24 protein-coding genes are annotated in these 26,567 nt (G+C 56.8%); 13 read left to right on the top strand and 11 right to left on the bottom strand.

The genetic code is table 11. The features are described 5' to 3' along the window. Positions 1-53: 53 nt before the first annotated feature. Positions 54-902, bottom strand: a complete 849-nt coding sequence (locus ACZ9BB_RS10470) for an SDR family oxidoreductase (protein ID WP_476213705.1) — start codon at positions 900-902, stop codon at positions 54-56. A gap of 197 nt (positions 903-1,099) precedes the next feature. Here ACZ9BB_RS10470 and ACZ9BB_RS10465 point away from each other — a divergent pair, with 197 nt between their 5' ends. Genes ACZ9BB_RS10465 through ACZ9BB_RS10450 form a run of 4 tightly spaced genes read left to right on the top strand, consistent with a single transcriptional unit; the run spans position 1,100 to position 6,264 of the window. After that, positions 1,100-2,074 carry an enoyl-CoA hydratase/isomerase family protein gene (locus ACZ9BB_RS10465; protein WP_476213704.1) on the top strand — a complete coding sequence of 325 codons (975 nt, stop codon included), beginning with the start codon at positions 1,100-1,102 and terminating at the stop codon, positions 2,072-2,074. After that, positions 2,071-2,997 (top strand): alpha/beta hydrolase, encoded by a 927-nt coding sequence (locus tag ACZ9BB_RS10460; RefSeq protein ID WP_476213703.1) that lies wholly within the window; start codon positions 2,071-2,073, stop codon positions 2,995-2,997. The genes ACZ9BB_RS10465 and ACZ9BB_RS10460 overlap by 4 nt, the downstream gene beginning before the upstream one ends. Before the next feature lie 39 nt (positions 2,998-3,036). Next, positions 3,037-4,497, top strand: coding sequence for a class I adenylate-forming enzyme family protein (locus ACZ9BB_RS10455; protein WP_476213702.1), 1,461 nt, complete (start codon positions 3,037-3,039; stop codon positions 4,495-4,497). A 60-nt stretch (positions 4,498-4,557) separates the two neighbouring features. Next, positions 4,558-6,264 (top strand): GMC oxidoreductase, encoded by a 1,707-nt coding sequence (locus ACZ9BB_RS10450; RefSeq protein WP_476213701.1) that lies wholly within the window; start codon positions 4,558-4,560, stop codon positions 6,262-6,264. Between the two features lie 176 nt (positions 6,265-6,440). Here ACZ9BB_RS10450 and ACZ9BB_RS10445 read toward each other — a convergent pair whose 3' ends face one another. Beyond that, positions 6,441-7,103, bottom strand: coding sequence for a TetR/AcrR family transcriptional regulator (locus ACZ9BB_RS10445; protein WP_476213700.1), 663 nt, complete (start codon positions 7,101-7,103; stop codon positions 6,441-6,443). 196 nt (positions 7,104-7,299) lie between these two features. Here ACZ9BB_RS10445 and ACZ9BB_RS10440 point away from each other — a divergent pair, with 196 nt between their 5' ends. Genes ACZ9BB_RS10440 through ACZ9BB_RS10430 form a run of 3 tightly spaced genes read left to right on the top strand, consistent with a single transcriptional unit; the run spans position 7,300 to position 9,672 of the window. Beyond that, positions 7,300-7,755, top strand: coding sequence for a DUF2147 domain-containing protein (locus ACZ9BB_RS10440; RefSeq protein ID WP_476213699.1), 456 nt, complete (start codon positions 7,300-7,302; stop codon positions 7,753-7,755). Positions 7,756-7,764: 9 nt separating this feature from the next. After that, complete coding sequence (locus tag ACZ9BB_RS10435) at positions 7,765-8,766, top strand: NADP-dependent oxidoreductase (protein ID WP_476213698.1); 1,002 nt, start codon at positions 7,765-7,767, stop codon at positions 8,764-8,766. Positions 8,767-8,778: 12 nt separating this feature from the next. Continuing rightward, positions 8,779-9,672 (top strand): alpha/beta fold hydrolase, encoded by an 894-nt coding sequence (locus tag ACZ9BB_RS10430; protein ID WP_476213697.1) that lies wholly within the window; start codon positions 8,779-8,781, stop codon positions 9,670-9,672. Positions 9,673-9,803: 131 nt separating this feature from the next. Here ACZ9BB_RS10430 and ACZ9BB_RS10425 read toward each other — a convergent pair whose 3' ends face one another. Next, the gene (locus ACZ9BB_RS10425) at positions 9,804-10,382 is read right to left on the bottom strand and encodes a TetR/AcrR family transcriptional regulator (RefSeq protein WP_476213696.1); all 579 of its coding nucleotides are present in this window, start codon (positions 10,380-10,382) and stop codon (positions 9,804-9,806) included. A 221-nt stretch (positions 10,383-10,603) separates the two neighbouring features. Here ACZ9BB_RS10425 and ACZ9BB_RS10420 point away from each other — a divergent pair, with 221 nt between their 5' ends. The 5 genes from ACZ9BB_RS10420 to ACZ9BB_RS10400 all read left to right on the top strand — a co-directional run bounded on the left by ACZ9BB_RS10420 (position 10,604) and on the right by ACZ9BB_RS10400 (position 15,510). Then, positions 10,604-11,698, top strand: coding sequence for an alkene reductase (locus tag ACZ9BB_RS10420; RefSeq protein ID WP_476213695.1), 1,095 nt, complete (start codon positions 10,604-10,606; stop codon positions 11,696-11,698). Positions 11,699-11,766: 68 nt separating this feature from the next. After that, complete coding sequence (locus ACZ9BB_RS10415; RefSeq protein WP_476213694.1) at positions 11,767-12,555, top strand: SDR family NAD(P)-dependent oxidoreductase; 789 nt, start codon at positions 11,767-11,769, stop codon at positions 12,553-12,555. A 112-nt stretch (positions 12,556-12,667) separates the two neighbouring features. Beyond that, positions 12,668-13,564 carry an alpha/beta fold hydrolase gene (locus ACZ9BB_RS10410; protein WP_476213693.1) on the top strand — a complete coding sequence of 299 codons (897 nt, stop codon included), beginning with the start codon at positions 12,668-12,670 and terminating at the stop codon, positions 13,562-13,564. Between the two features lie 69 nt (positions 13,565-13,633). After that, positions 13,634-14,620: an acrylyl-CoA reductase (NADPH) gene (acuI, locus tag ACZ9BB_RS10405; protein ID WP_476213692.1), complete on the top strand. Its 987-nt coding sequence runs from the start codon at positions 13,634-13,636 to the stop codon at positions 14,618-14,620. Between the two features lie 26 nt (positions 14,621-14,646). Further along, on the top strand, positions 14,647-15,510 hold the full coding sequence (locus ACZ9BB_RS10400) for an enoyl-CoA hydratase/isomerase family protein (protein ID WP_476213691.1): 864 nt from the start codon (positions 14,647-14,649) through the stop codon (positions 15,508-15,510). 193 nt (positions 15,511-15,703) lie between these two features. Here the strand turns inward: ACZ9BB_RS10400 and ACZ9BB_RS10395 are convergent, their stop codons facing one another. From ACZ9BB_RS10395 to ACZ9BB_RS10360, 8 genes are all read right to left on the bottom strand, one after another. Next, the gene (locus ACZ9BB_RS10395; RefSeq protein WP_476213690.1) at positions 15,704-16,966 is read right to left on the bottom strand and encodes an OprD family porin; all 1,263 of its coding nucleotides are present in this window, start codon (positions 16,964-16,966) and stop codon (positions 15,704-15,706) included. Positions 16,967-17,084: 118 nt separating this feature from the next. Further along, positions 17,085-18,737: an AMP-binding protein gene (locus tag ACZ9BB_RS10390; RefSeq protein ID WP_476213689.1), complete on the bottom strand. Its 1,653-nt coding sequence runs from the start codon at positions 18,735-18,737 to the stop codon at positions 17,085-17,087. After that, positions 18,734-19,483, bottom strand: a complete 750-nt coding sequence (locus ACZ9BB_RS10385; protein WP_476213688.1) for a nitroreductase — start codon at positions 19,481-19,483, stop codon at positions 18,734-18,736. Before ACZ9BB_RS10385 ends, ACZ9BB_RS10390 begins: the two co-directional genes overlap by 4 nt. A 31-nt stretch (positions 19,484-19,514) precedes the next feature. Then, on the bottom strand, positions 19,515-20,861 hold the full coding sequence (locus ACZ9BB_RS10380; RefSeq protein ID WP_476213687.1) for an MFS transporter: 1,347 nt from the start codon (positions 20,859-20,861) through the stop codon (positions 19,515-19,517). Positions 20,862-21,036: 175 nt separating this feature from the next. Continuing rightward, on the bottom strand, positions 21,037-22,053 hold the full coding sequence (locus ACZ9BB_RS10375) for an AraC family transcriptional regulator (protein ID WP_476213686.1): 1,017 nt from the start codon (positions 22,051-22,053) through the stop codon (positions 21,037-21,039). A 489-nt stretch (positions 22,054-22,542) separates the two neighbouring features. Beyond that, a complete protein-coding gene (locus tag ACZ9BB_RS10370) occupies positions 22,543-22,890 on the bottom strand; it encodes an MFS transporter (RefSeq protein ID WP_476218264.1) in 348 nt (115 codons plus the stop codon). A gap of 253 nt (positions 22,891-23,143) precedes the next feature. Continuing rightward, positions 23,144-24,571: an aldehyde dehydrogenase family protein gene (locus tag ACZ9BB_RS10365; protein WP_476213685.1), complete on the bottom strand. Its 1,428-nt coding sequence runs from the start codon at positions 24,569-24,571 to the stop codon at positions 23,144-23,146. A gap of 253 nt (positions 24,572-24,824) precedes the next feature. Further along, the gene (locus tag ACZ9BB_RS10360) at positions 24,825-25,208 is read right to left on the bottom strand and encodes a winged helix-turn-helix transcriptional regulator (RefSeq protein WP_476213684.1); all 384 of its coding nucleotides are present in this window, start codon (positions 25,206-25,208) and stop codon (positions 24,825-24,827) included. Positions 25,209-25,310: 102 nt separating this feature from the next. Between ACZ9BB_RS10360 and ACZ9BB_RS10355 the strand changes: the two genes are divergently transcribed. Next, positions 25,311-26,429: an NADH:flavin oxidoreductase gene (locus ACZ9BB_RS10355; protein WP_476213683.1), complete on the top strand. Its 1,119-nt coding sequence runs from the start codon at positions 25,311-25,313 to the stop codon at positions 26,427-26,429. Positions 26,430-26,567: the final 138 nt, after the last annotated feature.

The raw sequence follows: 26,567 nt of genomic DNA, 5'->3' as shown, positions 1-26,567 counted from the left end.
TCGTTTAGTCGTTACGCTATATAAAACGTATAGCCATGCTATAAACCTATCCGTTATCGCGCAATGCGTTGGACGACCCAGCGGGTCAGAGCCGCAGGCGCGAGACGTGTAGCGAACGACAAGAATCCAGCTTGCATGCCGACTGTCCAGTGGGTCTTGTGGATTCGTCGTTTCGACGTCGCGCAAGCCCACACGGTCGATGCGACGTCGTGCGACGTGAGCCGAATACCCAGCGATCTGGCGCTGGGGATACGACCGTAATCATCAGCCATTGCGGTCTTTACGAAGCTCGGCCAGATATCACTCACGCGGATGCCGAACTTGCTCCATTCGAGGTCGAGCCCTTCGGTGAATCCGCGCACGGCGAACTTGGTCGCCGAGTAGGTTGCCAGTTCAGGCTGGCCATAGATTGCGGTGGCCGAGGCCATATTGATGACATGAGAGCAGGGCGTGCCTCGCAGGTACCGGAAGGCGCTGTGGCAGCCGGTGATCATTCCCAGAACGTTCACGTCAAGCATTGCTTGGTGTTTGGTCAACGGTACTGCTTCAAATTGACCGGCAGCGAGAATCCCAGCGTTATTGAGCAACACGTCAAGCCGCTGGCCGCTATGTGCCCAGAAATCCATAAGCGCTTGCTTCCATGCTTCGGGATCGCTCACGTCGAGCGCACCGGAGATGGCGTTGCCCTCTCCCAGGATCGCGGCGACCGCAGCGACACCCTCTGAATCGATATCGTATAGCCCCACGAACCAACCGCGCCGCGCAAACAACTCAGCGCAGGCGCGACCGATTCCCGAAGCCGCGCCTGTGACGAAGATGGCTGGTCTCCATTCAGGAAGAAGGGATTCAGTCGGGTTTCTGGCTGTTTGATTGCTCTGTACCACAGTGATGTGCGGTTTCATTTCAGAGGTTCCCTTCAGGAGCTGAGCATTCAGGTTTTGTGTACAGGTCAGGACATATTGCGAGAGTAATATAACGGTGTTATGTTTTGCAATAACAGTGTTATCTATCTCTTCGGCTGATCTGATGACTGGTCAGGGGGTAGCAAATACTGATGGGAGCGCTTGCTCCTTACGTTTGTCACCGGAGGATCCAAGAGATGACAAAGATGCATACACCGCCCGAATACCTTGATATGGAGTCCCGTGGCTCTGTGTTGATTGCGCGGCTGGATGGAGGTCCGCACGGGCTGATGGGGTTGGACATGGCCAATGAGCTTTCGGAGTTATTGGACAAGCTAGAGTCCGATACCGCGGTAAAAGCGGTGGTTCTCACCGGAACTCATCCTGAGCGTTTCATCGGTCATGCAGACGTTCGTTGGCTGCAGGAAGGTGGAAAGAGTATCCCGTCGGTCGGGCGCACTGCTGCCTCGGCTATCGCTCGAACTGCAAAGAGCGTTCGCGGAGTTCCGCCTTTGGCGGCAGCTGCGTCTCTGACACCGCTGGAGGGCGGGATGCAGCTTGACAAGCTGCACGACACTTTTCTGCGGATGAACCGCAGCGGCGTCATTTTCATCGCCGCTCTGAACGGTTCTGCGCTGGGGCTGGGCAGCGAACTCGCGCTAGCCTGCGACGCCCGCCTCATGGCGGATGGCGATTTCTTCATCGGGCAGCCCGAGGTGCTTCTTGGAATCCTTCCTGGTGGCGGAGGCACTCAGCGATTACCACGACTGGTCGGCGCCCATCGCGCGCTGATGCTGATGCTTGAAGGTCGGCCGGTGTCGCCACGGAAGGCGCTCGAAATAGGATACATCGACGAAGTGGTTGCTCCAGATGCGCTGCTTGATCGAGCCATCGAGCTGGCCGGGTATCTGGGCTCCCGACCCAAAGGGGCGATTGAGGCAGTCAAGCGAGCCGTGTACTTCGGCGGGTCAGCCACCCTCGACGAGGGGCTGCATATGGAGCGTACCGAATTCATCAAGATCTCGCCGACCGAGACTGCGCAATCGCTCATGGTTGAATACCTTGAGCGCACCGATCGGGACGGCAACGTGCCGTTCTACAACCCGACCATTTTCGAGCAAACCCTTGAGCAAGGCTCTTTGCCCCTGCAAAACGGGGGAGGGAGGAAATGAATCAAATGTCACCGCTTACCTACCAATTCACTCGCCAGGATGTTCGCTTTGACTCGGGCGAAACCTACTGTTCGGCCTGGCTCTACCTGCCGGTCGGCGTAGAGAAACCGCCGATTGTAGTGCTCGGACACGGACTTGGTGCGGTTCGCGAGATGCGTCTCGACGCCTTTTCTGAGCGATTCGCCGCTGCGGGAATCGCTACATTGGCCTTTACCTACCGTTATTTCGGAGACAGCGGTGGTTGGCCCAGACAGTTGATGTCTGTGAAGCGGCAACTGGCTGATTGGGATGCAGCGCTGGACTTCGTCAAAGGCTGCGCGGATGTCGATGGGCGCCGGGTTGGAGTATGGGGAAGCTCGTTTGGCGGAGGGCATGCGATTACCGTGGCCAGCCGGCATCCCGAGTTACTGGCCGCCATCAGTCAGTGCCCTTTTACCGATGGTCTGGCTTCAACTGCCGCACTGGGTGTGAAGGGATCGCTGCAGGTAATGCCGGTGCTCCTGCGTGATTTTGCAGCCAGGCTACTGGGGCGCCCGCCCGTGATGGTGCCAATCGCTGCCGCTCCCGGTCAGCCGGCCTTGATGAATGCCCATGATGCCCTGCCGGGTTATCTGGCCTTGGTGCCGAAAGGGATGGTGTTCGTCAATCACGTCGCAGCACGGGTGCTCCCGGAGATCATGGCTTATCGACCCGGACGCTCCGCCTCCAAGGTGAAGTTTCCCATCCTGTTTTGCGTCAGCACCACTGACACCGTCACGCCACCGGAACAGACGATCGCCTTGGTGCGCAAGGCGCCGCATGGAGAAACCAAACTCTACGCGGCAGGGCATTTCGAGTTCTACATGGGCGACGCGTTCGAAGAACTGGTGAAGGATCAGACTCAATTTCTGACGAAACATCTACTCGGCTCTTCAGCCGATTGATTCAAGCGTTTCCGTTACTTTTCAGAGAGAACAACAATAATGTGCTTTTCCAAACTTCCAGATTTGCGCGCGGTGACAGAGCCAGACGGCCTGTGCATTGCTGACGACAGCAGCAACCTGACTAACCGGCAGTTCCATTCCAGAGTACTCACGGCAGCGGGAGTGTTCGCGGATAGGGGGGTGGGCGTTGGAGACGTTGTTGCGATCATGCTGCCCAACCAGGTGGAGTTTGTGGTGGCGATGTTCGCCGCCTGGCGTCTGGGGGCGGCGGTCACGCCTATTAATCCTGGGCTCACCAGCAAGGAAGCAACCCATCAACTGGTTGACTCGGGGGCGAAGCTGCTCATCAACGCCAGCGGCGAAGTCATAGTCCAAAATCTGCAGTCCCTGCCTGTCGCCACTCTGGAAGCGGGGCCGTCCTACACCGGTGTACCTGTTGAAGAGCCTGGCGCACTGGCGCTGTTGATCTACACCAGTGGCACTACCGGCCTGCCGAAGGGCGTGATGCTCGATCACGCCAATATTGAAGCCATGTCGGAAATGGGACGGAACTCACTCAAGGTCACGGCAACAGACCACTGTTTATTGATACTTCCACTCTTTCACGTAAACGGCATTGTGGTGAGTACCCTTGTCCCGCTATCAAGCGGTGGTCGGGTTTCGATTCGCAAACGTTTCAACGTCGACACGTTTTTTGAGGATGTCGAGTGGCTTCGACCCACGTACTTCTCTGCAGTGCCAACCATCTACGCAATGCTTAACGCGTTACCTCGTGAGGTAAAACCTTATACCTCCAGTCTTCGGTATGGCATCTGCGGCGCGGCGCCTGCATCGGCGGAACTACTGAAAAAATTTGAAGCTCGCTTCGGTTTTCCGCTGCTTGAGGGATATGGCCTGTCCGAAGGCACGTGCGCTTCAACCATCAACCCCTTCGACGGCCTACGCAAGGTCGGTACGGTCGGGCTGCCTTTCATCGGGCAACGCATTGCAATCGCCGACCCGAGCGGTGTGCATTTGCCGCAGGGCGCCAGTGGCGAGGTGTTGGTTCAAGGTCCTAACGTCATGCGCGGTTACCTTGGGAAACCCCAGGAAACAGCGAAGACCATCGTCGATGGCTGGCTGCACACCGGCGACATTGGCCGGATCGACGAAGACGGTTATCTGGCCATCGTCGGGCGCCTTAAAGAGATGATCATTCGCGGCGGCGAGAATATCTATCCGAAGGAGATCGAGGATGTGTTGTTCGAATTTCCGGGGGTTCTTGAAGCAGCAGTTATTGGTGTCCCTCACGAGACCTTCGGCGAAATTGTTGTTGCCTATGTCGCGTTTCGTAAGGGATTCGCCGGTACCCAGGAGGGCTTGAATGAGCACTGCACTGACCGGCTGACGCGTTACAAAAGACCTTCCACGATCAACATCATCGACAGCCTGCCAAAGAATGCCGTGGGCAAAGTCGACAAGCTGAGGCTGCGCAAGATGTGCACCGAATATGTCGATTGACAGGCAATTACCTGATGGATTTTAAGCGCAAAGCAATCGGCACGTAGAAGGGGACACATCATGAAAAACGCAGACTTCGACTGGCTGGTGATCGGATCGGGATTTGGCGGCAGCGTCTCGGCGCTGCGCCTCGTGGAGAAAGGCTATCGCGTCGGGGTACTCGAACGCGGCCGTCGCTATCGCGACGAAGACCTTCCCAAGTCGGCCTGGCAGTTCAACAAATATCTGTGGGCACCCGCATTGGGTTTGAAGGGCATCATGCGCATGTCGCTGTTTCGCCATGTCTTTTTTCCCAGCCAGTCGGGTGTCGGTGGCGGCAGTACCGTGTATGGCGGTGTGTTGTACCGCGCCAAGCCAGAGTTCTTCGAAAACGTGCAGTGGCGGGAGCTCGGCCACTGGGACAAGCTATTGCAGCCTCACTACGATACGGCCGAACGCATGCTTGGGGTAAAGACGGTGCCATTCGACTCGACGAACCAGCAACTGGCCCGGGAGATGGCGCAACACTTCGGAACCGAAGACACATTCACTCGAGCACCCACCGGAGTGTTCTTTGGCGAACCGGGCAAAACCGTCAAGGACCCCTATTTCGGTGGGGAAGGGCCTGACCGTACCGGGTGTATACGTTGCGGCGCCTGTATGGTGGGATGCCGCGTCGGTGCCGTGAACTCGCTGGTGAAAAACTACCTGTGGTTCGCAGAGAAACGCGGCGTGCAGATATTGGCAGAGCGTGAGGTCGTTGATGTGAGCCCACTCGGGGCAGCCGATGGTAGTGACGGCTACCGTGTGACCGTCCAGCGGCCCGGCGCCTGGTTCACCCGTGATCGCCATACTTACACCGCCCGCGGAGTGATCTTCGCTGGCGGGGCTCTCGGTACCAACGAATTATTGGCCAACTGCAAGCACGGCGGCTCGTTGCCCCGGGTCAGCGATCGCCTTGGTGAACTGGTGCGCACCAACAGCGAATCGGTTCTGAACGTGCGCCTGCCCGAGGACCGCAAGACCTGGAACGACGTTACCGCCAGCAGCAGTGTGCACGTCGATCAGGATACCCACATCGAGTTTCTCACCTACGGTCGCAACGCCGACTTCCTTAGTTTGCTTTGCACGTTGCTGGTCGGTAAGGGTAACCGCGTGACGCGGCCGCTGAAGTGGCTGGGGAATATCGTGTTGCACCCAGCGCGATGGCTCAAGTCGCTATGGCCATGGGGCTGGAGCCGACACATGGTGATGCTGCTAGTGATGCAGACATTGGACAATGCGATCGCACTACGCCCCAGCAAGCGCTGGCTGGGTCGCGGCTACCGCCTCGTCACCGAGCAGAATCGCGACAAGCCAAATCCGACTTACATCGAGATGGGTAACCAGGCGGTTCAATGGTTGGCCAGGCACACCGGCGGTATTGCCCAGAGCAACGTACTGGAAGCGCTGGGCAACATTCCGACAACAGCCCATGTGCTGGGCGGTGCCGTTATCGGTGCCGACCCCAAAAGCGGAGTGATTGATCAGAATCTGCACGTTTTTGGTTACCAGAACATGTTGGTTTGTGACGGCGCTGCGATGCCTGCAAATCCTGGGGTTAATCCTGCGCTGACCATCACGGCACTCGCCGAATACGCAATGGCGCGGATTCCACAGGCCCGTAATAACGAAGGTGTTCATGAGCGAGGTGAGGCGGTATCTACGAAACCGTCCAGTGGCGTGCTCAGGCATTCTGATAATCAGCGCGTGGCCTCGATACAGATCCCTATCATGCTGCACATATGAGCATTGAGCCGCAAAGCATACGAGCATCTGTCATGACCGGTTCCTTCTCTGCATGAGCGAACCGGTTGACCCCAACCTCTGAACATGCCGAGTGGCTGCGTACTTGAACTGAAATACTGTTCGCTCCGCGTTACTGCAGGGTTGCGCGGTTTTTTACAAGATTCTGGCGGAGTTGCCTATCCGGCAATTACGCCAGCAGTGGAAGATTCCACTTTTTCGCGCTTCGCTCCCAAGCCGACAACAATGTTGTTACACGTCGCTACCAGGATCTGCGAAGCAGGATTTTCCATGCCTGAGAAGTGGCCAGCGAGTTCGAGCATGATGAATCCATGCGCGGCACTCCACAGCTGTGGCGCGATGAGAGCAGGATCGATTTTGCGAACGCATTTGGCATCAACCAAGCGAGCGCACGCGTTGATCAGAATCGCGTATGTCGCCTTGAAGGCTTCCGATTGCCCATCTGCAATCGATTTCATGGTACCTCGTGAGGGGCTATATCTGCCGTCAATCGAAAGACCAAACATTAAGTCGTACAGATGGGGATTGCTTCGTGCAAGGTCTCGGCAAGCCAGGAGCATCGCACATAAGTCGGTTATCGGATCATCCGTGATTGGCACACGCTTGAAGACTGCAGCCAACCGCTTGAATCCCTCGTCAGCGACTGCTTGTAGAAGTTCCGGCACTCCGCCGAAGTGTGTGTAAACCCCCATCGTCGACAGGCCGGCTTCGCTCGCTACCGAACGGGCCTTGACTTCGGACGGGCCGTTAGTCGCAAGCACACGGATGGTTGCCTCGACGAGGCGGGTGGGGGCATTAGGGAGTGAGTTATCAGTGGTCATGTTGCAATACTGCCATAACGGCGTTATGTTTATCAAATAACAACGTTATATGGCTGGCGCGACTGGAAGCTTGCTCAGAAAGCGATCTGAACACAGCAAGCGCAATCCGATAGCCGTGAGCCACAGGGCCAATTTCATACTCTGAAAATGGCATCAAGCCGACAAGAAAATTCGCTCAATCATGAGGATTCAGACAATGCGTACGCTCAAAGCAGGTATCTTCGGACTCACCCTGGCAGCAGCAGTCATGTCATCGGCACTGTGGGCAGACGACAATTCGCCGGTTGGTCTGTGGCAAAACATCGACGATGTCAGTGGCAAGCCAAGGGCGTTGATTCGAATCACCGAATCCAATGGCACTCTGAAGGGCATTATCGAAAAAGCGTTTCCCACCCCCAAAGAAGATCAGAATCCGAAGTGCGAGAAATGTGAAGGCGTGAACAAGAATGTGCCGATTGTAGGCCTGACCATTCTGACCGGTTTGCGAAAGGACGGCGAAGAATACACCGATGGCGAAATCCTCGATCCGGATAACGGCAAGGTCTATAGCAGTAAAGTCCACCTGACCGACAACGGCAAAAAGCTCAGCGTGCGCGGCTACATTGGCGTGCCGGTATTAGGGCGCTCACAGACCTGGGTACGCCAGGAATAAGGAAGTACGATGAAAGCATTCATTATCGATCGCTATGGAAAAAAGGCTGCGTTGCGGGCGAGCGACATGCCAGAACCTGAGTTGGGCAAGGATGATGTTTTAGTCCAGATCCATGCTGCCGGTGTAAATCCTCTGGATTTAAAAATCAGAGACGGTGAGTTCAAAATGATTTTGCCTTATCGCATGCCGCTTATTCTGGGTAATGATTTGGCTGGGGTCGTCGTACGGGTCGGCTCAGGAGTGCAGCAATTCAAGGCAGGTGATGAGGTCTATGCACGGCCCGATGACAATCGAATTGGTGCATTCGCCGAATTCATTGCGATCCATCAAGGCTCACTGGCGATCAAGCCGAAAGATCTCACAATGGAAGAAGCAGCTTCGATCCCTCTGGTTGGCTTGACGGCCTGGCAGGCGCTGGTCGAAAAAGCGAATCTGAAGAAAGGCCAAAAGGTGCTTATCCATGCGGGCTCCGGTGGTGTGGGAACACTGGCCATTCAGCTGGCCAAACACCTGGGGGCGACCGTAGCGACGACCACAAGCACGGCGAATGTTGAGTGGGTGAAGCACCTCGGTGCAGATATCGTGATCGATTACCGCAAAGACGATTTCGAAAAGGTCCTGCACGACTACGATGTGGTCTTGAACAGTCTGGGCACAGATACACTCGAGAAATCGCTGCGTGTACTAAAGCCTGGCGGAATGCTTATCTCGATTTCTGGCCCCCCGGATGCTGAGTTTGCGAAAAGCGCCGGATTGTCCGGGTTCCTGAAACTGGTCATGCGTCTGTTGAGTTATGGAATCAGGAAAAAGGCCAAACGTCGTGGCGTCAGTTATTCATTTCTTTATATGAGAGCCAGCGGTGAGCAATTGCGGAAGATTACCGCTCTCATCGATTCCCGGGTCATACGCCCGGTGGTGGACCGGGTTTTTCCATTCGAATCGACTCCGGATGCCTTGGCTTATGTTGAAACCGGTCGTGCAAAAGGCAAGGTCATCGTCAAAGTAAAATAACGAGACGACTCCATGTTCGAAAACTTCGAAACGCACCGAATTACTGTCGGCGATATGGAAATTGCCTGTGTTGCGGCGGGTGAAGGCGAACCGTTATTGATGCTACACGGGTTTCCGCAGACCATGGCGCTCTGGGCGCATATTGCGCCAGGGCTGGTCGCGCGTGGCTATCGGGTTGTCTGTGCAGATTTGCGTGGGTATGGCGCATCGTCTAAGCCTGCGGCTCAACCGGATCTGTCGAACTACGGATTTCGCGCCATGGCCGCGGATCAGGTCGAACTGATGCGTGTGCTCGGGTATGAACGGTTCCATCTTGTTGGACACGACCGTGGTGCGCGCACTGCATACCGGATGACGCTGGATTATCCAGACAAGTTGGCGAGTGTCACGCTGATGGACATCGTTCCTACGGCTGTGATGCTGACAGATTTACGCAAGGACGTAGCCCACAGTTACTGGCACTGGTTTTTCCTTTCTCAGCCCGCACCCTTTCCGGAGCGGATGATTGCGGCGGATCCCGATTTCTTTTTCGAGAACTGCCTTTTCGGCTGGGGCGCCGCAGGGCCGGAAGATTTCGATGCTGACCAACTGGCGGCGTATCGGAAAGCCTGGCGTGATCCGGCGACGATCGCTGGGTTTTGCAACGACTATCGTGCCACCCTTACTGTGGATCTGGAGGACGATTTGTCAGACTCCGAACGACGTATCACCGCGCCCGCGCTGATCCTCTATGGCGCCTCCGGTGCGATGGCCAAGCACTATGATTTACCCGCCACTTGGGTGGATCGCTGCACGATGATGGAGGCTTCTGCGATAGTGGGCGGACATTTTTTTGCTGATTCGCGGCCAGACGAGGTCATTGAGCGAGTCGCCGCATTTTTGGCAAGCCATCCCTTGCTGTCTTGACCTCTCCGTACATTAGATGTCCGCGCCTACATGCCTATTGATAGTGGATAACACCTCGGCGATCCCGGCTGCGAATGGACCCGTTCCATGGGACACGCAGCCACTTCTCGGGATTACCGCTGAGACAACGACTACGTGGCCTGCGACGGTGACAGTGTCGCGAGAATGTTTTCACGGCAGACCTCCAGAATCTCATCCGCCAGCGGGGAATCATCCGGACAAGCCCGCGACAACACGATTGCGCCGATCGCATGGGCAAGCATGTTGATCATCTGTGCTCGCACTGTGTGCGGATCCACGTCGCCTAGCGAGCCCTCAGGCTCAAGAGCTGCCAGCATGCTTTCGATCCCGTCAGCAAACGTTGCCTTGACTTCCTCTGATTGACGCGCAGCGTCCCCGCAAAGGGCCGCCATTGTGCAGCCAACGCTGCGGCCATCGCGGTGATCTCGTGACATGTAAATATTGACGAACTCGGTGACGTCGAGGCCTGCGCTATTGACCAGGCTCTGCGAAAGCCCGCTCGCCGCTGCTTCAGCCATCAAATCGGCTTTGGAGCGAAAGTGCTTGTAGAACCCGCCATGGGTGAACCCGGCAGCGGCCATCAGTTCCGCCACCCCCACACCGTCATAACCGCGTTCACGAAACAGGGCGGACGCCGTCTCGACGATGTGCGCCCGATTCGCCTGTGCCTGCGCTTTGGTGACCCTCATATCCACATGCCTCTTTGAATCTGCTGACTGTCAGGCGGCCAATATACATTGATGTCAATCATCATCAAAGTTATTGACGATTAAGATTATGATCATCATCATAACGGCTCGCTAACTTTTGGAAGGGCTCAGGCCATGAGCGACGCCCGCCTGAAAGCGCCGATCGTATGGTGATGCGCACTCGCAACAACGACCATCAGTCAACGTGGGAGAAACAAGATATGACCGAAAAAACTTTATTTGAGCCCTACACCCTCGGCTCCCTGACGCTCTCAAATCGGGTGGTCCTGGCGCCGCTGACGCGCAACCGCGCCGGCGCGGGCTTCGTTCCAAGCGAGTTCGCTGCAACGTATTACAGCCAGCGGGCGTCGGCCGGTCTGCAGATTTCCGAGGCCACACAGATTTCGCAGCAGGGGCAGGGCTACCAGGATACGCCCGGCATCTACTCGCAAGCGCAGATCGACGGTTGGCGTGAGGTCACCGATGCCGTCCATGCGAAGAGCGGGAAAATTTTCCTGCAGTTGTGGCACGTCGGGCGAGTTTCGCATGTTGATCTACAGGAGAACGGCGCCGCTCCGGTGGCGCCCTCGGCCATTCGGGCCGCAACCAAGACGTTCGTCAACAACAGCTTTGTCGACGTTTCCGAGCCTCGGGCGCTGGAGCTCGAGGAACTGAGCGGGATCGTCAACGATTTCCGCCAGGCCGCGGCAAACGCCATCGCCGCAGGCTTCGATGGCGTCGAGATCCACGGCGCCAATGGCTATCTGCTGGACCAGTTCGTGAAGGACGGTGCCAACGTACGCACCGATGCCTACGGCGGGTCTATCGAAAATCGCGCGCGGCTGCTGCTGGAGGTGACGGCAGCAGTGGTCGGCGAGATCGGCGCCGAGCGCACCGGTATTCGTATCTCGCCGGTTTCGCCCACCAATGGTGTCTCGAGCAGCAATCCACAGGGACAATTCGACTACATCGTCGACCAGCTCGATGCCTTGGGCATCGTCTATCTCCATGTCGTCGAGGGCGCGACCGGCGGGCCGCGCGAGGTCGCACCGTTCGACTTTGATTCCCTGCGTCGGCGATTCAGGAACACCTACATCGCCAACAATGGCTATGACCTGGATCTCGCTACTTCCCGACTCACCGAAGGCAAGGCAGACCTCTTCGCGTTCGGGCGCCCGTTCATTGCTAACCCGGATCTGGTGGAACGTCTGAAGACCGCAGCGCCGTTGGCGGCGTTCGATCCGACCACGCTTTTCGGCGGTGGTGCTGCGGGATACATCGACTATCCAACCCTCGCTGACGCCAGCGCCCTGTAACACTGGCGCGGTGTCGATTTGTACGTTGCATGCCCGACATGGGTTCACCTGATCAAGAGAGCAAATACATGACTACCCATCCCGCAGTCCTCATTACCGGCGCTTCCTCCGGCATCGGCGCCACCTACGCCGAGCGCTTCGCACGTCGCGGCCACGATCTCGTGCTGGTTGCCCGCGACAAAGTAAGGCTGGAGACACTTGCGGCTCGCCTGCGCGAGGAAAACAGTGTCGCTGTCGATATCCTCCAGGCCGATCTCACCAAGCCCAGCGACTTGGCCGTCGTCGAGACGCGCCTGCGCGATGATTCGCGAATCGGCATCCTCATTAACAACGCCGGGGCAGCCCAGTCTGGCAGCTTCATCGAGCAGACGACCGACGATGTCGCTCGACTCGTCGCGCTCAACACAACCTCATTGGTGCGACTCGCCAGCGCAATCGCCCCTCGGCTTGCGCAGGCCGGTGAAGGCGCGATCGTCAATATCGGCTCAGTGGTTGGCTTGGCGCCGGAATTCGGCATGTCGGTCTATGGCGCCACCAAGGCCTTTGTGTTGTTCCTCTCTCAGGGACTGAGTCTGGAACTCGCGCCCAAGGGTGTCTATATCCAGGCCGTGCTTCCTGCCGGAACCCGCACCGAGATTTGGGGGCGTGCGGGCATCGACATCAACGCGCTGCCGGAACTGATGGAGGTGGGTGAGCTGGTGGATGCCGCGCTCGTGGGCTTTGATCGGCGTGAGCTTGTGACCATCCCGCCACTGCACGACGCAAGTCGCTGGACCGCCCTGGATGCCGCGCGACAAGCGCTCATTTCGGACATTAGACAAGCGCATGTAGCAGAGCGGTATCGCACGCCCTCGTAAGTATTCCGGCGACGCAGAGGTAGGGGGCGTCATCACTTTCAATTGACATAAAGCAGACCGGGACCTCCCCATCTCAGGGCTCCCGGTCCGTACCAGACGCATGGAGTAAACAATGACCCATTCCGACAATTACCTTGGATCGGGTACGTCCTACGTAACTGCCGTAAACCGCTCGATCAATGTCGCAGGGACTGTGTTTGCCTACCGTGATCTGGGGCCTCGCAGCGGGGTGCCGCTGATTCTTCTCAACCATTGGGGCGCGGTGTTGGACAACTTCGACCCGCGGATCATCGATGGTCTTGCCAGTAAGCATCGCGTCATCGCCACTGACTACCGAGGCATCGGCGCATCGGGAGGAACAGCGCCCGTGACCATTGATGAAATGGCGCGGGATGCGATAGCCCTGATCCATGGGCTGGGCTTGGAAAAGGTTGATCTAATCGGTTTTTCCCTTGGCGGATTCGTGGCACAGGACATCGTGCTGAAAGCACCCGACTTGGTGCGCAAGCTCATTTTGGCCGGTACCGGGCCGGCGGGCGGCAAAGACATCGACAAGGTAGGGCCGGTGTCGTGGCCATTGATGATCAAGGGGTTACTGACGCTACGGGATCCGAAGTTCTATCTGTTCTTCACAGCCTCGGCCAATGGTCGCCAAGCCGCGAAGGCCTTCTTGAGGCGACTGAAGGAGCGCAAAACGGATCGGGACAAGGGACCCACGCCAAGTGCCTTCTCGCGACAGTTGAAGGCGATCAATGCGTGGGGGCGGCAGGCACCCCAGGATCTCGGCAGTATCCAGATCCCGGTACTGATCGCCAATGGTGATAACGACATCATGGTGCCGACAGTGAACTCTACTGATATGGCGCGCCGCATCCCGAACTCGCAACTGATCATTTACGAAGATGCCGGACATGGTGCGATCTTCCAGAATCACGCCAATTTCGTGGAGAAGGCGCTGGCTTTTCTCGATCCCAAACATCCTGACAAAAAGTTACCTGACCCGCACTAGTTTTTCGGATATGCGAGGCGTAGGTGCCTTGAGTTGATTTCGACCAGCATGGTCATTGAGGAGACGATGATGACGTTCAAAGCACTGCTCGCAACAAAGACTGGCGACAGGATTTCGGCGAGCGTAGTTGACATGCATGAGCAAGATCTTATGCCCGGAGACGTTACCGTAAAAATCGACTATTCGACTGTGAACTACAAGGACGCTCTAGCCCTTAGTGGGTATGCCGACGTCATCAAGCAGTTTCCATTGGTTACCGGCATCGATTTTGCCGGCACCGTCGAAACCTCTGCCTATCCCGGCATCGCTGTGGGGGACCGCGTAGTCGCCAATGGTTGGGGGCTGAGCCAGACCCATCACGGCGGATTTTCTCAGAAGGCACGCGTAAAAGGCGAGTGGCTGGTCAAGCTTCCGGACGTATTCTCGACCAAGGACGCAATGGCTATCGGCACAGCAGGGTACACGGCGATGCTGTCGGTACTGGCGCTGGAACATGGCGGTCTCACACCGGCTCGCGGTGACGTCCTCGTCACTGGCGCCAATGGCGGAGTCGGCTCGATCGCGATTGCGATTCTCTCCGATCTCGGCTATCGCGTGGTCGCGTCGACCGGGCGTGTTGAGGAGAAAGACTATCTGACCAGTTTAGGTGCGGCGCAGATCATCGATCGCCAAACGCTCTCTGCCCAAGGAGCACCGATAGCGACGGAAAGATGGGCTGGCGCTGTGGACTCGGTCGGCAGTCATACGCTAGCGAACGTGTTGGCGCAAACCCAGTATCGCGGTGTGGTGACGGCCTGCGGTCTGGCTCAGGGTATGGATCTTCCAGGGTCGGTGTTGCCCTTTATTCTGCGCAATATAACCCTTGCTGGCATCGACTCCGTCAATGCTCCGTACGAGTCCCGACTCCAGGCCTGGACGCGCCTGGCAAGCGATCTCGATCTGAGCAAACTCGCGCGCACGACACAGGTGGTTGGTCTTGCGGAGGTGCCTGCGGTGATCGGCCGAATGTTCGAAGGCAAAGTCCAGGGCCGCGTCGTGATCGACATCAACGCGTGACCGTGAGCTTCATCAAGGAATGTGAAATGACACAACCAAGTACGATCAGCATTGCGCGACTTACACCGAAAGTCTGCAAGATCAAGTTCTCGAATCCACCGACTAATTTGATCGTGCCCGAAACCGTCAATCGCTTGCATGAAGTCGTAAAGGAACTGAGCGAGGACGAGAGTGTTCAAGTGGTCATTTTCAGCAGCACCGTCTCTGGCTACTTCTTCAACCATTTTGATCTTGATGAATCCGGAAAATTTCCGATGCTGGCAGGTGTGGAAGGGATGCCGAAGTGGATCGATCTCGTCGTGAGGCTTTCCAAAGCACCGTTCATCAGTATCGCTTCAATCCGTGGGCGGACGAGAGGCGGCGGGAACGAATTGGCGTTGGCGTGCGATCTACGTTACGCCAGCCGGGAGCATGCAGTGTTCGGCCAACCTGAGGTCGGTATCGGCATTCTGCCGAGCGGCGGGTGCAGTGAGCGCCTTGCACGTCTCATCGGACGTGATCGTGGGCTCGAAGCGATATTAAGCAGCGATGACTATGACGCTGATCTGGCAGAACGCTATGGTTGGGTGACGCGATCTATTCCCGACGAGGAATTGGACCGATTTGTGGAGGGCATGGTGTCCCGACTTGCATTATTCGACAAATCAGCACTGGCGGCTGCCAAAGCCCAAGTCAACAGAGTAACACTGCCGCCGGATGCGGATCTCTTGATGGCTCATGGTGAGTACGTTGAGTCGTTGACGTGGGCGGTGGATCAGGCGCGATTACCTCGGCTTCGGATGCATATTGCTGAAAAAGGGATCGAGGAGGTGGAGTCGCGCCTGGGATATTACATAGGTCTCACAAATCAACCACCTCTTATCTGGCGAAGCTTGTTATTGCGACCTTAGCGACTTTATTAAACGATTTAGGTCGAAGGTGGCGAACGAGAGCATTGCCCGGAGGGGCACGGTTAGCCTTTTTCAAAGGCTCTCAGGGTCGCCGAAAAACATTTTGACTGGGTTCTAGGACAATGGTTTCTGGCAAAAAAAATTGAAATTTGCCCCCATATTTGCCTCCGCTCGCATCGATTGACTCCATTCGTCAAAATTTAAATGTATACCGGAAAATCAGGCGGTTTTCGTTGGCGCTATCGGCGTACGTCGACCGATTGGTCGAGTTTCGCCATTGCGCTGACACATTTTTGAACGGCCCACTCTGGATGGTGTAAGTGATATCGGTGACACGCTCCCATTCCTTGCCGTCCTCTCCTGCCACTCGTAATCTGGCGGCTTGGGCCGAGCTCAGCAGGGTCGGGTCTACCTCTTGTCCCTTTGCGTACTTCAAGCCCAGGGTGAGACCAGGCAATCCTGTGGCGGCAAAGTCGAAATCGTAGCGTGCAATCCACACCCGTTCCTGAGGCGCCGTAAAGGTGCTAACCAGCGACTCGCCGAACAGATAGGTGTCAGCGCCATTGATCATGGCGAATGGCGTGTCCCCCCAGGCTTTCTGGAAGCCAGCGCCCAGGGTGTGACCGCTCTGGCGAAAGGAAAGCATAGTGCTGAGTGTCCGGTTGTTCACATCGCCGATACCTTGATCACCTGCATCGCGGGCAGAAAAGTAGCGAACGTCAGACAGCACGGTACCGCTGCCCAGCGCGTGTTCATACTTGAGGCCAAAGAAATTCGAGCGGTAAAGGTCTTCCAACTCAGCCAGGTGGTAGCTGAGTACAAGGTGGGGGGCCGGCTTGTAGTCAACCGCCAGATAGGTGAAATGATCGGCTTTTACAGGCTTGTACCCAAACGCCGTGAGGCTTTCGAAGTCGGTTGAGTTGCGTTGTTTTACCGCGTTGATACGGATCGCACTGAAGGTCAGCGGTTCTAGCTCTTTGGATACCAGCATTCCACCCCGGAACACTTGCGGCAGCAGCCGGCTGTTATTGCTCGACAGCAGCGGGAGCACCGGATTGAGGCCGCCGATGCGCAGCTCACTGCGGCTCAGGCGCGCTTTTGCGGTGGGTATGAATTTTCCGTATTCATCTTCTACATTGCGCCGCGAGTCGTACGCCAGCAGGCCTGAACCCGTACGGTCAGGGCTGGAGTCGAGTTTCACTCCGAGCAAACCGAGTGCGTCGACTCCAAAACCCAACGGGCCCTCAGTGAACCCGGACTGTAGATTCAAGATAAAGCCCTGAGCCCACTCGTCGCGTTTGGATTGGCTGGCCCCTTCGTTACGAAAGTCCCGGTTGTAGTAGAAGTTACGCAATTCCAGGCTTGTCTGTGTGTCACCGACAAAGTCTGCAAAGGCGTTTGGCGCCGCAGAGGAAAACAGGAGGATCGTCACTGACGTCGTACGTTTTATTGCCATCTTGAATGCACCTTTTGTTGTTGTTTTTGGTGTTTGCGGCGCGCACGACTCCTCAGAGGGGCGACGCGTACGCGCTCCGCATGCAGACAGTCTTGAGGTTGAGTGAAGAGGGTGGGTGTCAGCCAGTTGAAGCCAGACGTACGATCGCCTCTCGGCTCCCGGCTTGTTGCCGCAGGATGAACTTCTGGATTTTCCCTGTGGCGGTTTTCGGCAGCTCCATGAATATCACGCGGCTCGGGCACTTGTAGCGGGCCAGGCGCGCCTGGCAATACGCGATCAATTCAGCTTCGGTGGGTGGCTGGACCTGGCTTCTGAGCTCGATGAAGGCGCAGGGAGTTTCACCCCATTTGTTGTCTGGCTGTGCCACCACAGCGGCATGCAATACCGATGCGTGGCCATGAAGAATGTCTTCGATCTCTACGGATGAAATGTTTTCACCGCCAGAGATGATCACGTCTTTTGTGCGGTCGGTAATCTGCACGTAGCCATTGGGATGAACCACTGCGACGTCTCCGGTATGGAACCAGCCGCCTTCAAAGGCCTTTTGCGTCGCCGACTGGTTTTTCAGATACCCCATCATGACGGTATTGCCGCGCAACAGCAGTTCACCGGTAGTCTGGCCATCATGAGGAACGGGTTCGAGTGTTTGCGCATCGGCAACCAGCAAACCTTCAAAGGCTGCCGCCCGCGCGCCCTGCCTTACGCGCATCCTGGCTTTTTCGGGGGGGCTGAGTTCATCCCAGCCGTCCTGCCAGACGCAACTGACCGGGGTACCCGCGACTTCGGTGATGCCGTACACGTGATCCACCTGAAAACCCATGGAAACCACCGCGTCCAAGACGGAGGCCGGGGGAGGGGAGCCGGCCGTCAATACACGCACCGGGTGCGGGAGTTCGAGGGGTGTTGGGGTGTTCGCAAGCATGGCCATCACCGTCGGTGCCGCACAGAAGTGATCGGCTTTATGTTCGGCAATGGCGCCGAAGACCGCGTCCGCCGTCACTTTGCGCAGGCAGATATGGGTGCCTGCCGCAGCAGTGATCGCCCACGTGAAGCACCAACCGTTGGCATGGAACATGGGCAGTGTCCATAAATACCGTGGTGCCTGGGAAAGCGGCCAATTGGTCATCTGCAGCAAACTCATCAGGTAGGTGCCCCGATGGCTGACCACGACGCCTTTGGGATCGCCGGTGGTGCCGGAGGTGTAGTTAAGGGCTATCGGCTGCCATTCCGTGTTGGGCCATACTCCCTGGAAATTCGGGTCTCCTTCGGCAAACAGGGTTTCATAGTCGGTAACATCAATCTCGCCAAGTGCCGGGGCCAGGTGATCTCGGATTATCACGATTGCCGGGGGACGTTCGAGCTTCTCCAGAGCGGCACAGGCCAAGGCCATGAACTCGCAATCCACCAGCAGCAAGCTGCACTCACTGTGCCGCAGGATAAATGCAATGCCTTCGGCATCCAGGCGATGGTTAATGGTATTGAGGATGGCGCCGGATAAGGGAATGCCGAAGTGGGCTTCGATCATTGCCGGGGCGTTCGGAGAGAGAATCGAAACCGTCTCCCCTGGTTGCACGCCCCGGCCCACCAGTGCTGAGGCGAGGCGATAACAGCGCTCACGTGTTTGTGCCCAGGTACGCTGCAGTTCCCCGTGAATAATCGCGACACGCTCAGGATGAACCAACGCGGCGCGGTCCAGAAATCCCAAGGGCGTTAACGGAACATGGTTGGCTGGGGTTTGATCAAGTCCACTTGCGTACGCTGCACTGATCATGGGCAGGTCTCCTTATTATTATGATGAAAAATGGCGAAAGCGCTGACCGGTTCCCGATCGGTCACCAGAGTGTTTTCAATGGCCTTGGGGTCGGCATAGCCAAGGCTCATGCCACACACCAGCATCTGGTCGGCGGGAATGCTCAACATCTCTGAAATGACGTTGTGGTACTTGAGAAATGCGGCCTGCGGGCAGGTGTGCAAACCCCGCCCGCGTGCCGCCAACATGACGTTTTGCAAAAACATGCCGTAGTCCAGAAGGCTGCCTTGCTCCAACACTTTGTCCACGGTAAATAGCAAGCCGACCGGTGCGTCGAAGAACCGGTAATTGCGCCCGTGCTGTTGGTGCATGCGTTGTTTTTCACCTTTAGCGATCCCAAGCAGCCCGTAGAGGTCCCAACCCACCTTGCGCCGGCGATCGATGTAAGGCGTGACCCATTCGTTCGGGTAGTAGGTGTAGGGATCCTGCATGTCGCTGCTGAGCAGTGGGTCGTTGTCGATGGCGCTGATGGCCATTGACAGGCGCTCTTTCGCTTCACCGGTTACAACGTGCACCTGCCAGGGCTGCATGTTCACACCCGAGGCACTGAAGCGTGCGACATCCAGAATCGCTTCGACTTCCTCACGGGGCACGGCTGTCGGCAAAAAGGCCCTGACGCTGCGCCGTGAAATGATTGCCCAGTCGACAGTGCGCTGGGTTTCTTGCGCAGACAGCGGCGGTGGTGACAAGCGATTCAAGATACGCATCCTTTTAGCGGGTTCCGTTCAGGGTGAGCAGTCAGCGGGGCAGGGCCGGTAATTTGCCGACCTGATGGGAGTCTGCCCGAGACTGATTGACAAACGTGACCGCCAGCGCCCCGATCAGGCCCGCCAACGCGATCACCATGAAGTTTTGTTCGAGAGGCAAAGCCAATGAAACGAGCCAGCCGATCAACACCGGCGCGATGATTGCTCCGATCCGACCAACGCCTGATGCAAACCCCACACCGGTGGAGCGGATGGGCGTGGGGTAGAAATTCCCGGCGTAGGCATAGGCGATCAACTGAGTACCCAGCGTCGAGGCGCCGACGATGAACACCACAACAAACAACAGCTCGGTTGAGCGTGTGAAGGCCATCGCTGTGAGCGCCAAGGCACCCACGACGTAGAACGCAATCAGCACATGCTTGATATTGAGCTTGTCGCTCAACCAACCCCCACCGATCGCGCCCACAATCGCGCCCACGTTGAACACAATGACAAAGTTCAGTGCCGATCCGAGGCTATGACCAGACATCGCCATCAATTTGGTCAGCCAGGAATTAAGCGCATAAACCATGAAAAGCCCGGTCATAAAGGCCACCCAAATCATCACCGTGCTGAACCCCCGGCCTTCGCTGAAGAGACCCTTGATCGGGCTGTCGAGTGCAGCCTTGGCCTCGGTCGGGTTGCCCGCAAATATCGCGTCATCGCCCAGTCGGAGATTGGGGCTGATCCTTTGAACGATGGCACGTAGTTCAGCCTGACGGTCTTGTTTGAGCAAATACGCCATGGACTCCGGCATGGTTTTCAAGATCAGCGGGATCAGCACCACCGGCAGCCCTGCAACAAAGAACACCGACTGCCAGCCATGGCTTTCGATCAGGTGTTTACCCGTCAGCGCAACGAGAATGCCGCCCACGGAGTAGCCCGCGAATACCAGGGTGACCAACCGCGTACGCAGCTTGGCCGGTGAGAATTCACCCATCTGCGCGGTGACTATCGGCAGTACGCCGCCGATGCCGAGGCCTGCGATAAAGCGCGAAATGCTGAAGGTGATGGGATCACTGGTAAGTCCGGCGGCGGCGGTAAACAGGCTGAACAACGCAACACAGATCGCGATCATTTTCGGACGGCCGATACGGTCAGCCAGTGTGCCGAGGAAAATGGCTCCGAGCATTGTTCCCAGCAGGGCCGACCCAGCCATCACGCCAGCACTTGTTGCGTCGATGCCCATGTCTTGCATGATGGCGGGCAGGGCCGCTCCGACCACGGCGAGGTCGTAACCATCAATGATCAAAATAAGCACGCACCAGAACAGAATCAGGCGGTGAAAACGGTTGAATGTGGATTCGCCCGCGAGCGTATAGACGTTCACTGATTGCATGACGTGTCTCCTTCAGTCTTATTGTTGTTGGTGAAGTGCACTTCGCGACATTCTAGGAAGGCGATGAGGTGCCGCCCATGTCGGGTGGCACCAATTTGTGTGAGCTGTTTGGGCATGTGTGCAACGCAGTGCACCGAACTGAACGGGGTGGGGCGGGGGCGTAGTAGTAGGAGGCTTATTCCTCCAGGTGGCCGCGTCGATAGGCGCCGGGGCTGACGCTAGTCCATTTCTTGAAGGCTCGATGAAATGCACTGGTTTCCTGGAAGCCGGTGGCGGCCGCCACTTGCGTCACCGTCATATCGCCACGCGACAGCAGGTCAATCGCCATGTCGCGGCGAAGGTCGTCCCTGAGGTTTTGATAATGCGTGCCCTCTGCTTGCAAGCGGCGTTGTAACGTCGAGTTGGACATGTGAAGTATCACAGCCAAGTCATCACGTTCGGGCCATTTTTCCGGGCTTGATCCACGCAAGTAACGTCTTATCTGTGCGCTAAGGCTGTCGTCGTTGCGGTATTTCACCAGCAGGCTGCCGGGGGATTCCTTGAGGAAGGTACCCACCGTGGCCGGCGACTGCGCGATTTTCATGTCGAGGAATTTTTTGTCGAAACTGACCTGGGTCGTGGGCGCGTCGTACTCGATGTCCTCACAGAAGCGCATGCGGTAGTCGCTCTGATCCTCAGGCCTGGACGCCCGAAAACTGAGCTTGTGCAGGGGGATACGCTGATTGACCAGCCAGCATGACAGCCCGTGTACGAGGATAAACCAGGTGCCATAGGCAAACAGGCGGCGCAAGACGCCTCGGTCCTGTACCACGATAAATGCAAGATCGTCCTTGACCTGCAACTCGCCATGAATGTCATCCAGTACTAGCCGCAGGAATGACAACATTCTCCGCAACGCCTGGCCCAAAGTACTGCAGTCCAGGAGCGCATGACACATCAGTTTGAAGCTGCCGCGACGCATAGGATGGCTGTCGATGCCAAAAAATTCATCGTCTAGCAGGTCGGCTATCTCCACCCACAGTCGGGCAAAGGAGGTCGCTGAGACCCTGGCTTTTGGGGCGTCGAGCAGTTGAGGGTCGATGTCGGCATTGGCTAACGCAATCGTCAGATCCAGGCTCCGCTGTCTGGCGCTATACAATGCCTCATGCACCAAGGCAATTGACGTGGTGCCTTTGTCCTGGAGGGGCGTCATGGATATTCCGCGCAGGTGTGGTTGGCCCTAATGTAGGGCTAACGTAGATTCACCGCCAGCGCGACGAGCAGCTTCTCGGCCCAATAGAAAGTTGTCGAGCGCATTCGAAAGCGGCTGACACGCAGCCGCCCGGTAGACAGAGAGCACCAAAGCGATGACGTGAGTCGTTAGCTGCTCAGGTGTCGGATTCAGCTTGGCGGCTCAAATCATTCAGACGTCTGCGTAAGCGTCAAAAGCCGAGCTGAAGCGTAGGCCGCGTCCATGACGTCGAAAGTCGTTATGAGCGCAGTTGGCTAGCCAGATCCTTCGGTGCGTCTGTCTGAGCTGTGCCCTGCATCGCTTCGGCCCGCATACGATCGTATTCTTCTTTGGCAATAGGCACTGCGTTGCGCTTGCCGAGATCTTCAAGGCGAATCCGGTATGTTTCGCGTGTAGTGAACGCCGCGATCGCAGCGATAACACAGATACCTAATGTAAGAGAACCGATTTTCAGAGGGATATTCTCGGAGCCGGGGGCGCAACAGTGACGAAGATTGCCGGGAGAAATGCAGTCATCGCGGTCCCTATGTTCTGCCCGATGGCCATACTGGTCACACGCACCCGCGTACGGAACAATTCGGGAAAGAGGCTCGGGAATACGCCGTTGAAACCCTGATAGGCGACGCCCCACATGAGTACGGAGAGAACCAGCGAAAGCCACAGGTTGTGGACGCTGATAGCGTACAGGTACGCGTACGAGAGCAGTCCTGCGCAGAGAACGCCAATAATGACTGGGGGCCTGCGGCCGATCTTGTCTGAGAGGTTACCAACGAAGGGGATTAGGATCACCGCGCACATGTAACCCAGCAGAGGAATCCACAAATAGAGCCCGTCCTTTTTTCAGCGATTTGATTTTCCCGCAGGCGCGCCTGAGCATCTGATAAATCTGCTCCGTGCTCAAAAGCGATAAGTAACGGTACGTGATCATACCGTTACCATCATCTAAGCGTAGATTCCGATTTATGTAACGTCACCGGATGTCCTAGCACTAGTTGCCTAGTGCTTGACGGTTACTCAGACGCTCATGGCAACCTGTCCGGCAGCAGGCTCGTCACATGGCCCGGCGAAAGCCAACAATCGCTTTGGTTTCGAGAAAATCGCCGAACGCAACTTCTCCCCATTCACGACCGTTACCCGACTGCTTGTATCCCCCGAACGGTGCCGCCAAATCCATGTCGGCATAATTGAGCGTGATTTGTCCGGCCCGAAGTTTGCGCGCCACTGCCTCGGCGGCTGTATGTTCGCCCTGAACATAAGCGGCAAGACCGAATACCGTGTCATTGGCGATCGCCACTGCGTCGGCTTCATCGATGTAACCGATGATGACAAGCACCGGCCCGAAGATTTCCTCGCGGGCGATAGTCATGTCATTCGTCACGTCGGAGAAGACGGTCGGCCGGACGTAGAATCCGGCATCAAGCCCTTCAGGTCGGCCGAGCCCCCCTGTGATCAGTGTTGCACCTTCATCGATGCCGATCTGTATCAGGTTCTGGATCTTGCTCCACTGCGCCTCGGAGGCGACCGGCCCCATTTTGGCATTGTTCGCCGGGTGTCCGACAACCCACTCTGCTGCCGCAGTACGTGCAAGATCGGCGGCCTCATCCATTCGTGTAATGGGTACAAGCATTCGTGACGGCGCATTACATGATTGACCGCTGTTGAGCATAATTTGAGCCACGCCCGCCGCCACGGCGGAAGGGAAATCGGCACTCGGCAACAGGATGTTCGGCGACTTTCCGCCAAGTTCCTGATGCACGCGTTTCACCGTCAGTGCAGCATTGCGCGCTACCTGGATGCCTGCGGGGGTAGATCCAGTAAACGAGACGAGATCGACTTCAGGATGACCAGTCAGTGCGTCGCCAACACCTTTGCCGTCTCCATGTACCAGATTAAAAACACCGGCCGGTACACCGGCATCATGCATGATCTCGGTAAAGATCGTCGCCGAGAAGGGCGACACTTCAGAAGGCTTCACCACCATCGTGCAGCCTGTCGCCAACGCTGCGGCCACCTTGCAGGTCAACTGGTTGAGCGGCCAGTTCCATGGGGTGATTAACGCACAGACGCCAATCGGCTCGCGTACGATCTCAGTGGTGCCCATCTCGTGTTCGAAACTGTATTTGGCTAACGCGGCGCGAGCGATTTGAATGTGGGCCAGGCCGGCCGTGACTTGCAATTGCTCGGCAAGCCATAGCGGTGCGCCCATTTCGTCGGACACTGCTATCGCAAGGTCATGTGTGCGCAACTGGTAGGCTGCGATGATTCGATCGAAGAGTGCAAGACGCTCATCAACCGATATCTGCGAGAAGGTCTGGAAGGCGGCTCTCGCCGCTGCGACCGCCTTATCGACGTCGATGGTGCCGCCGAGCGCGACTTGGCCGGCAACCGTTTCGTCAGCCGGATTAATTACATCTATTACGATATTGCCAGCGGGCTCCACCCACGAACCATCGATGTAAAACTGAAGATTTTCGCGCATTTTAGTCCTCGTCATATTGGGCTTTCCAAAAAAGGTCAGGCCGCTGGGATCAGCGCTGCCGCGTCGATATCGAAGGCGCTTGGCCAGTCGTCGAGAGTCGCAGAGAGGCGTTGATCAAAGGTCGCAATAAGGCATCAAGTGAGGCCATCTTTGTCGACCATTACAAGGTATACGCGATAAACCTAGAGTCAATTAGGCACTTAATGTAGCGTTGGTAGGTTTAGGGATACCGCGAGTAAACCTGCGAAGTCATTCACTCCGCCAGGCTTACCTGCGCGGCCTCGTCAAACTTCAACCGGGCCGTTTCAACCTCAGGCAATTTGTCGAGCGTCCATTTATGCAATTCGCGAAATGGCTGCTGCAGTGTTCGACCCAGTTGGGTGATCTCATACTGGACTGCCACGGGCGAGAACGAGATGACCTGGCGCGAGACGAGACCATTTCGTTCCAGTCGCCGCAGGCACTGTGTCAGTGCCTTCTGAGTGACGCCCTCCAGGCGGCGTCTGATGGCATTAAAGCGATGCGGTCCGTCATCAAGCACCGCCAGAACCATCATTGACCACTTGTCTGCGATTTGGTCGAACAGCGCCCGGCTTGGGCACTCCGACGAAAAACATTGCGGCTTTAATTCCAGCATCGAAGTTTCCTCATGTATACCTAGGCGACTCTAAGTGCCTAATTGACATTTGGTTTACAAAATATACTTATATGGCTTCCGAAAGCAAATGGAGTCCATCCGATGTCAAACCCTGAAACCAGCATTTTATTTCGTCCTTTTTCCATCCGGTCGCTTGAACTGAAAAACCGGATTGTTATGGCGCCAATGACGCGTCTGTTCTCACCCGAAGGCATCCCGGGTGAAGCGAGCACTGCCTACTACCGGCGGCGGGCAGAGGGACGTGTCGGGCTGATTTTGTCGGAAGGCACCGTGATTGATCGCCCAGCATCACGCAATGATTCCGGTATTCCTTTTTTTCACGGCGAAGCGGCGCTGGCTGGGTGGAAAAACGTGATCGATGCGGTCCACAACGCTGGCGGGCGCATGGCACCGCAGATCTGGCACACCGGTGCCACGCGTTACATCAACGACTGGGAGCCAGATGCGCCAGTGGAAAGCCCGTCGGGCCTTGATTCGCCAGGTGACCTGCGTGGTGTGGCGATGAGTGAAGAGGACATTGCCGACACGGTAGCAGCGTTCGCCAAGGCCGCAGCGGATGCCAAACGACTGGGCTTCGATACCGTTGAGATCCACGGAGCCCATGGTTATTTGATCGATCAGTTTTTCTGGTCTGGTACCAATCTGCGCACCGACCGCTACGGCGGCCCGACGATCAAGGAACGCTCGCGTTTTGCCAGTGAGATCGTATCTGCTGTTCGTCATGCTGTTGGCCCTGAATTCCCGATCATCATGCGCGTCAGCCAGTGGAAGCAACAGGACTACGGAGTACGCGTCGCTGAAACGCCAGCTGTGATGGAAGACTGGCTGTTGCCATTGGTCGAGGCTGGTGTCGACGTCCTACACTGCTCACAACGCCGCTTCTGGGAACCTGAGTTCCCCGAGATCGACGGTGAGAACGGCCTGAACTGCGCGGGCTGGGCGAAGAAAGTAACCGGGGCCGCGACCATCAGTGTTGGTTCGGTTGGGCTAGAAAATGATGTTACTAATGCCTTCGCCGGCAAGGGATCAACCCCTGCGAGTTTGGATCGGCTCGTCGAGCGCATGGAGCGCGAAGAGTTTGATCTGATCGCAGTAGGGCGTGTTCTGCTGAGTGACAAGGATTGGGTCGCCAAAGTGGAAAAGGGCGATTACGCGGATCTGAAGGGCTTCAATCCGGCATCTTTAGCCGAATTGGTTTGAGCCTTACGGCGGAGTGGAGAGTGTGATGCCACACAGGTTTTAGTCTGAAGGAATCAGAGGTCTAGCCTCGGATGTTGCGAGGCCGAGATCGTAATTTGTTGTTGAGTGCGCCATAACTGTTTTAATGGCCGAACATGT

Source organism: Pseudomonas sp. TE3552 (assembly GCF_056278945.1).
The sequence above is the reverse complement of the archived record's forward strand: the minus strand, read 5'-3'. Positions and strand labels throughout refer to the sequence as shown.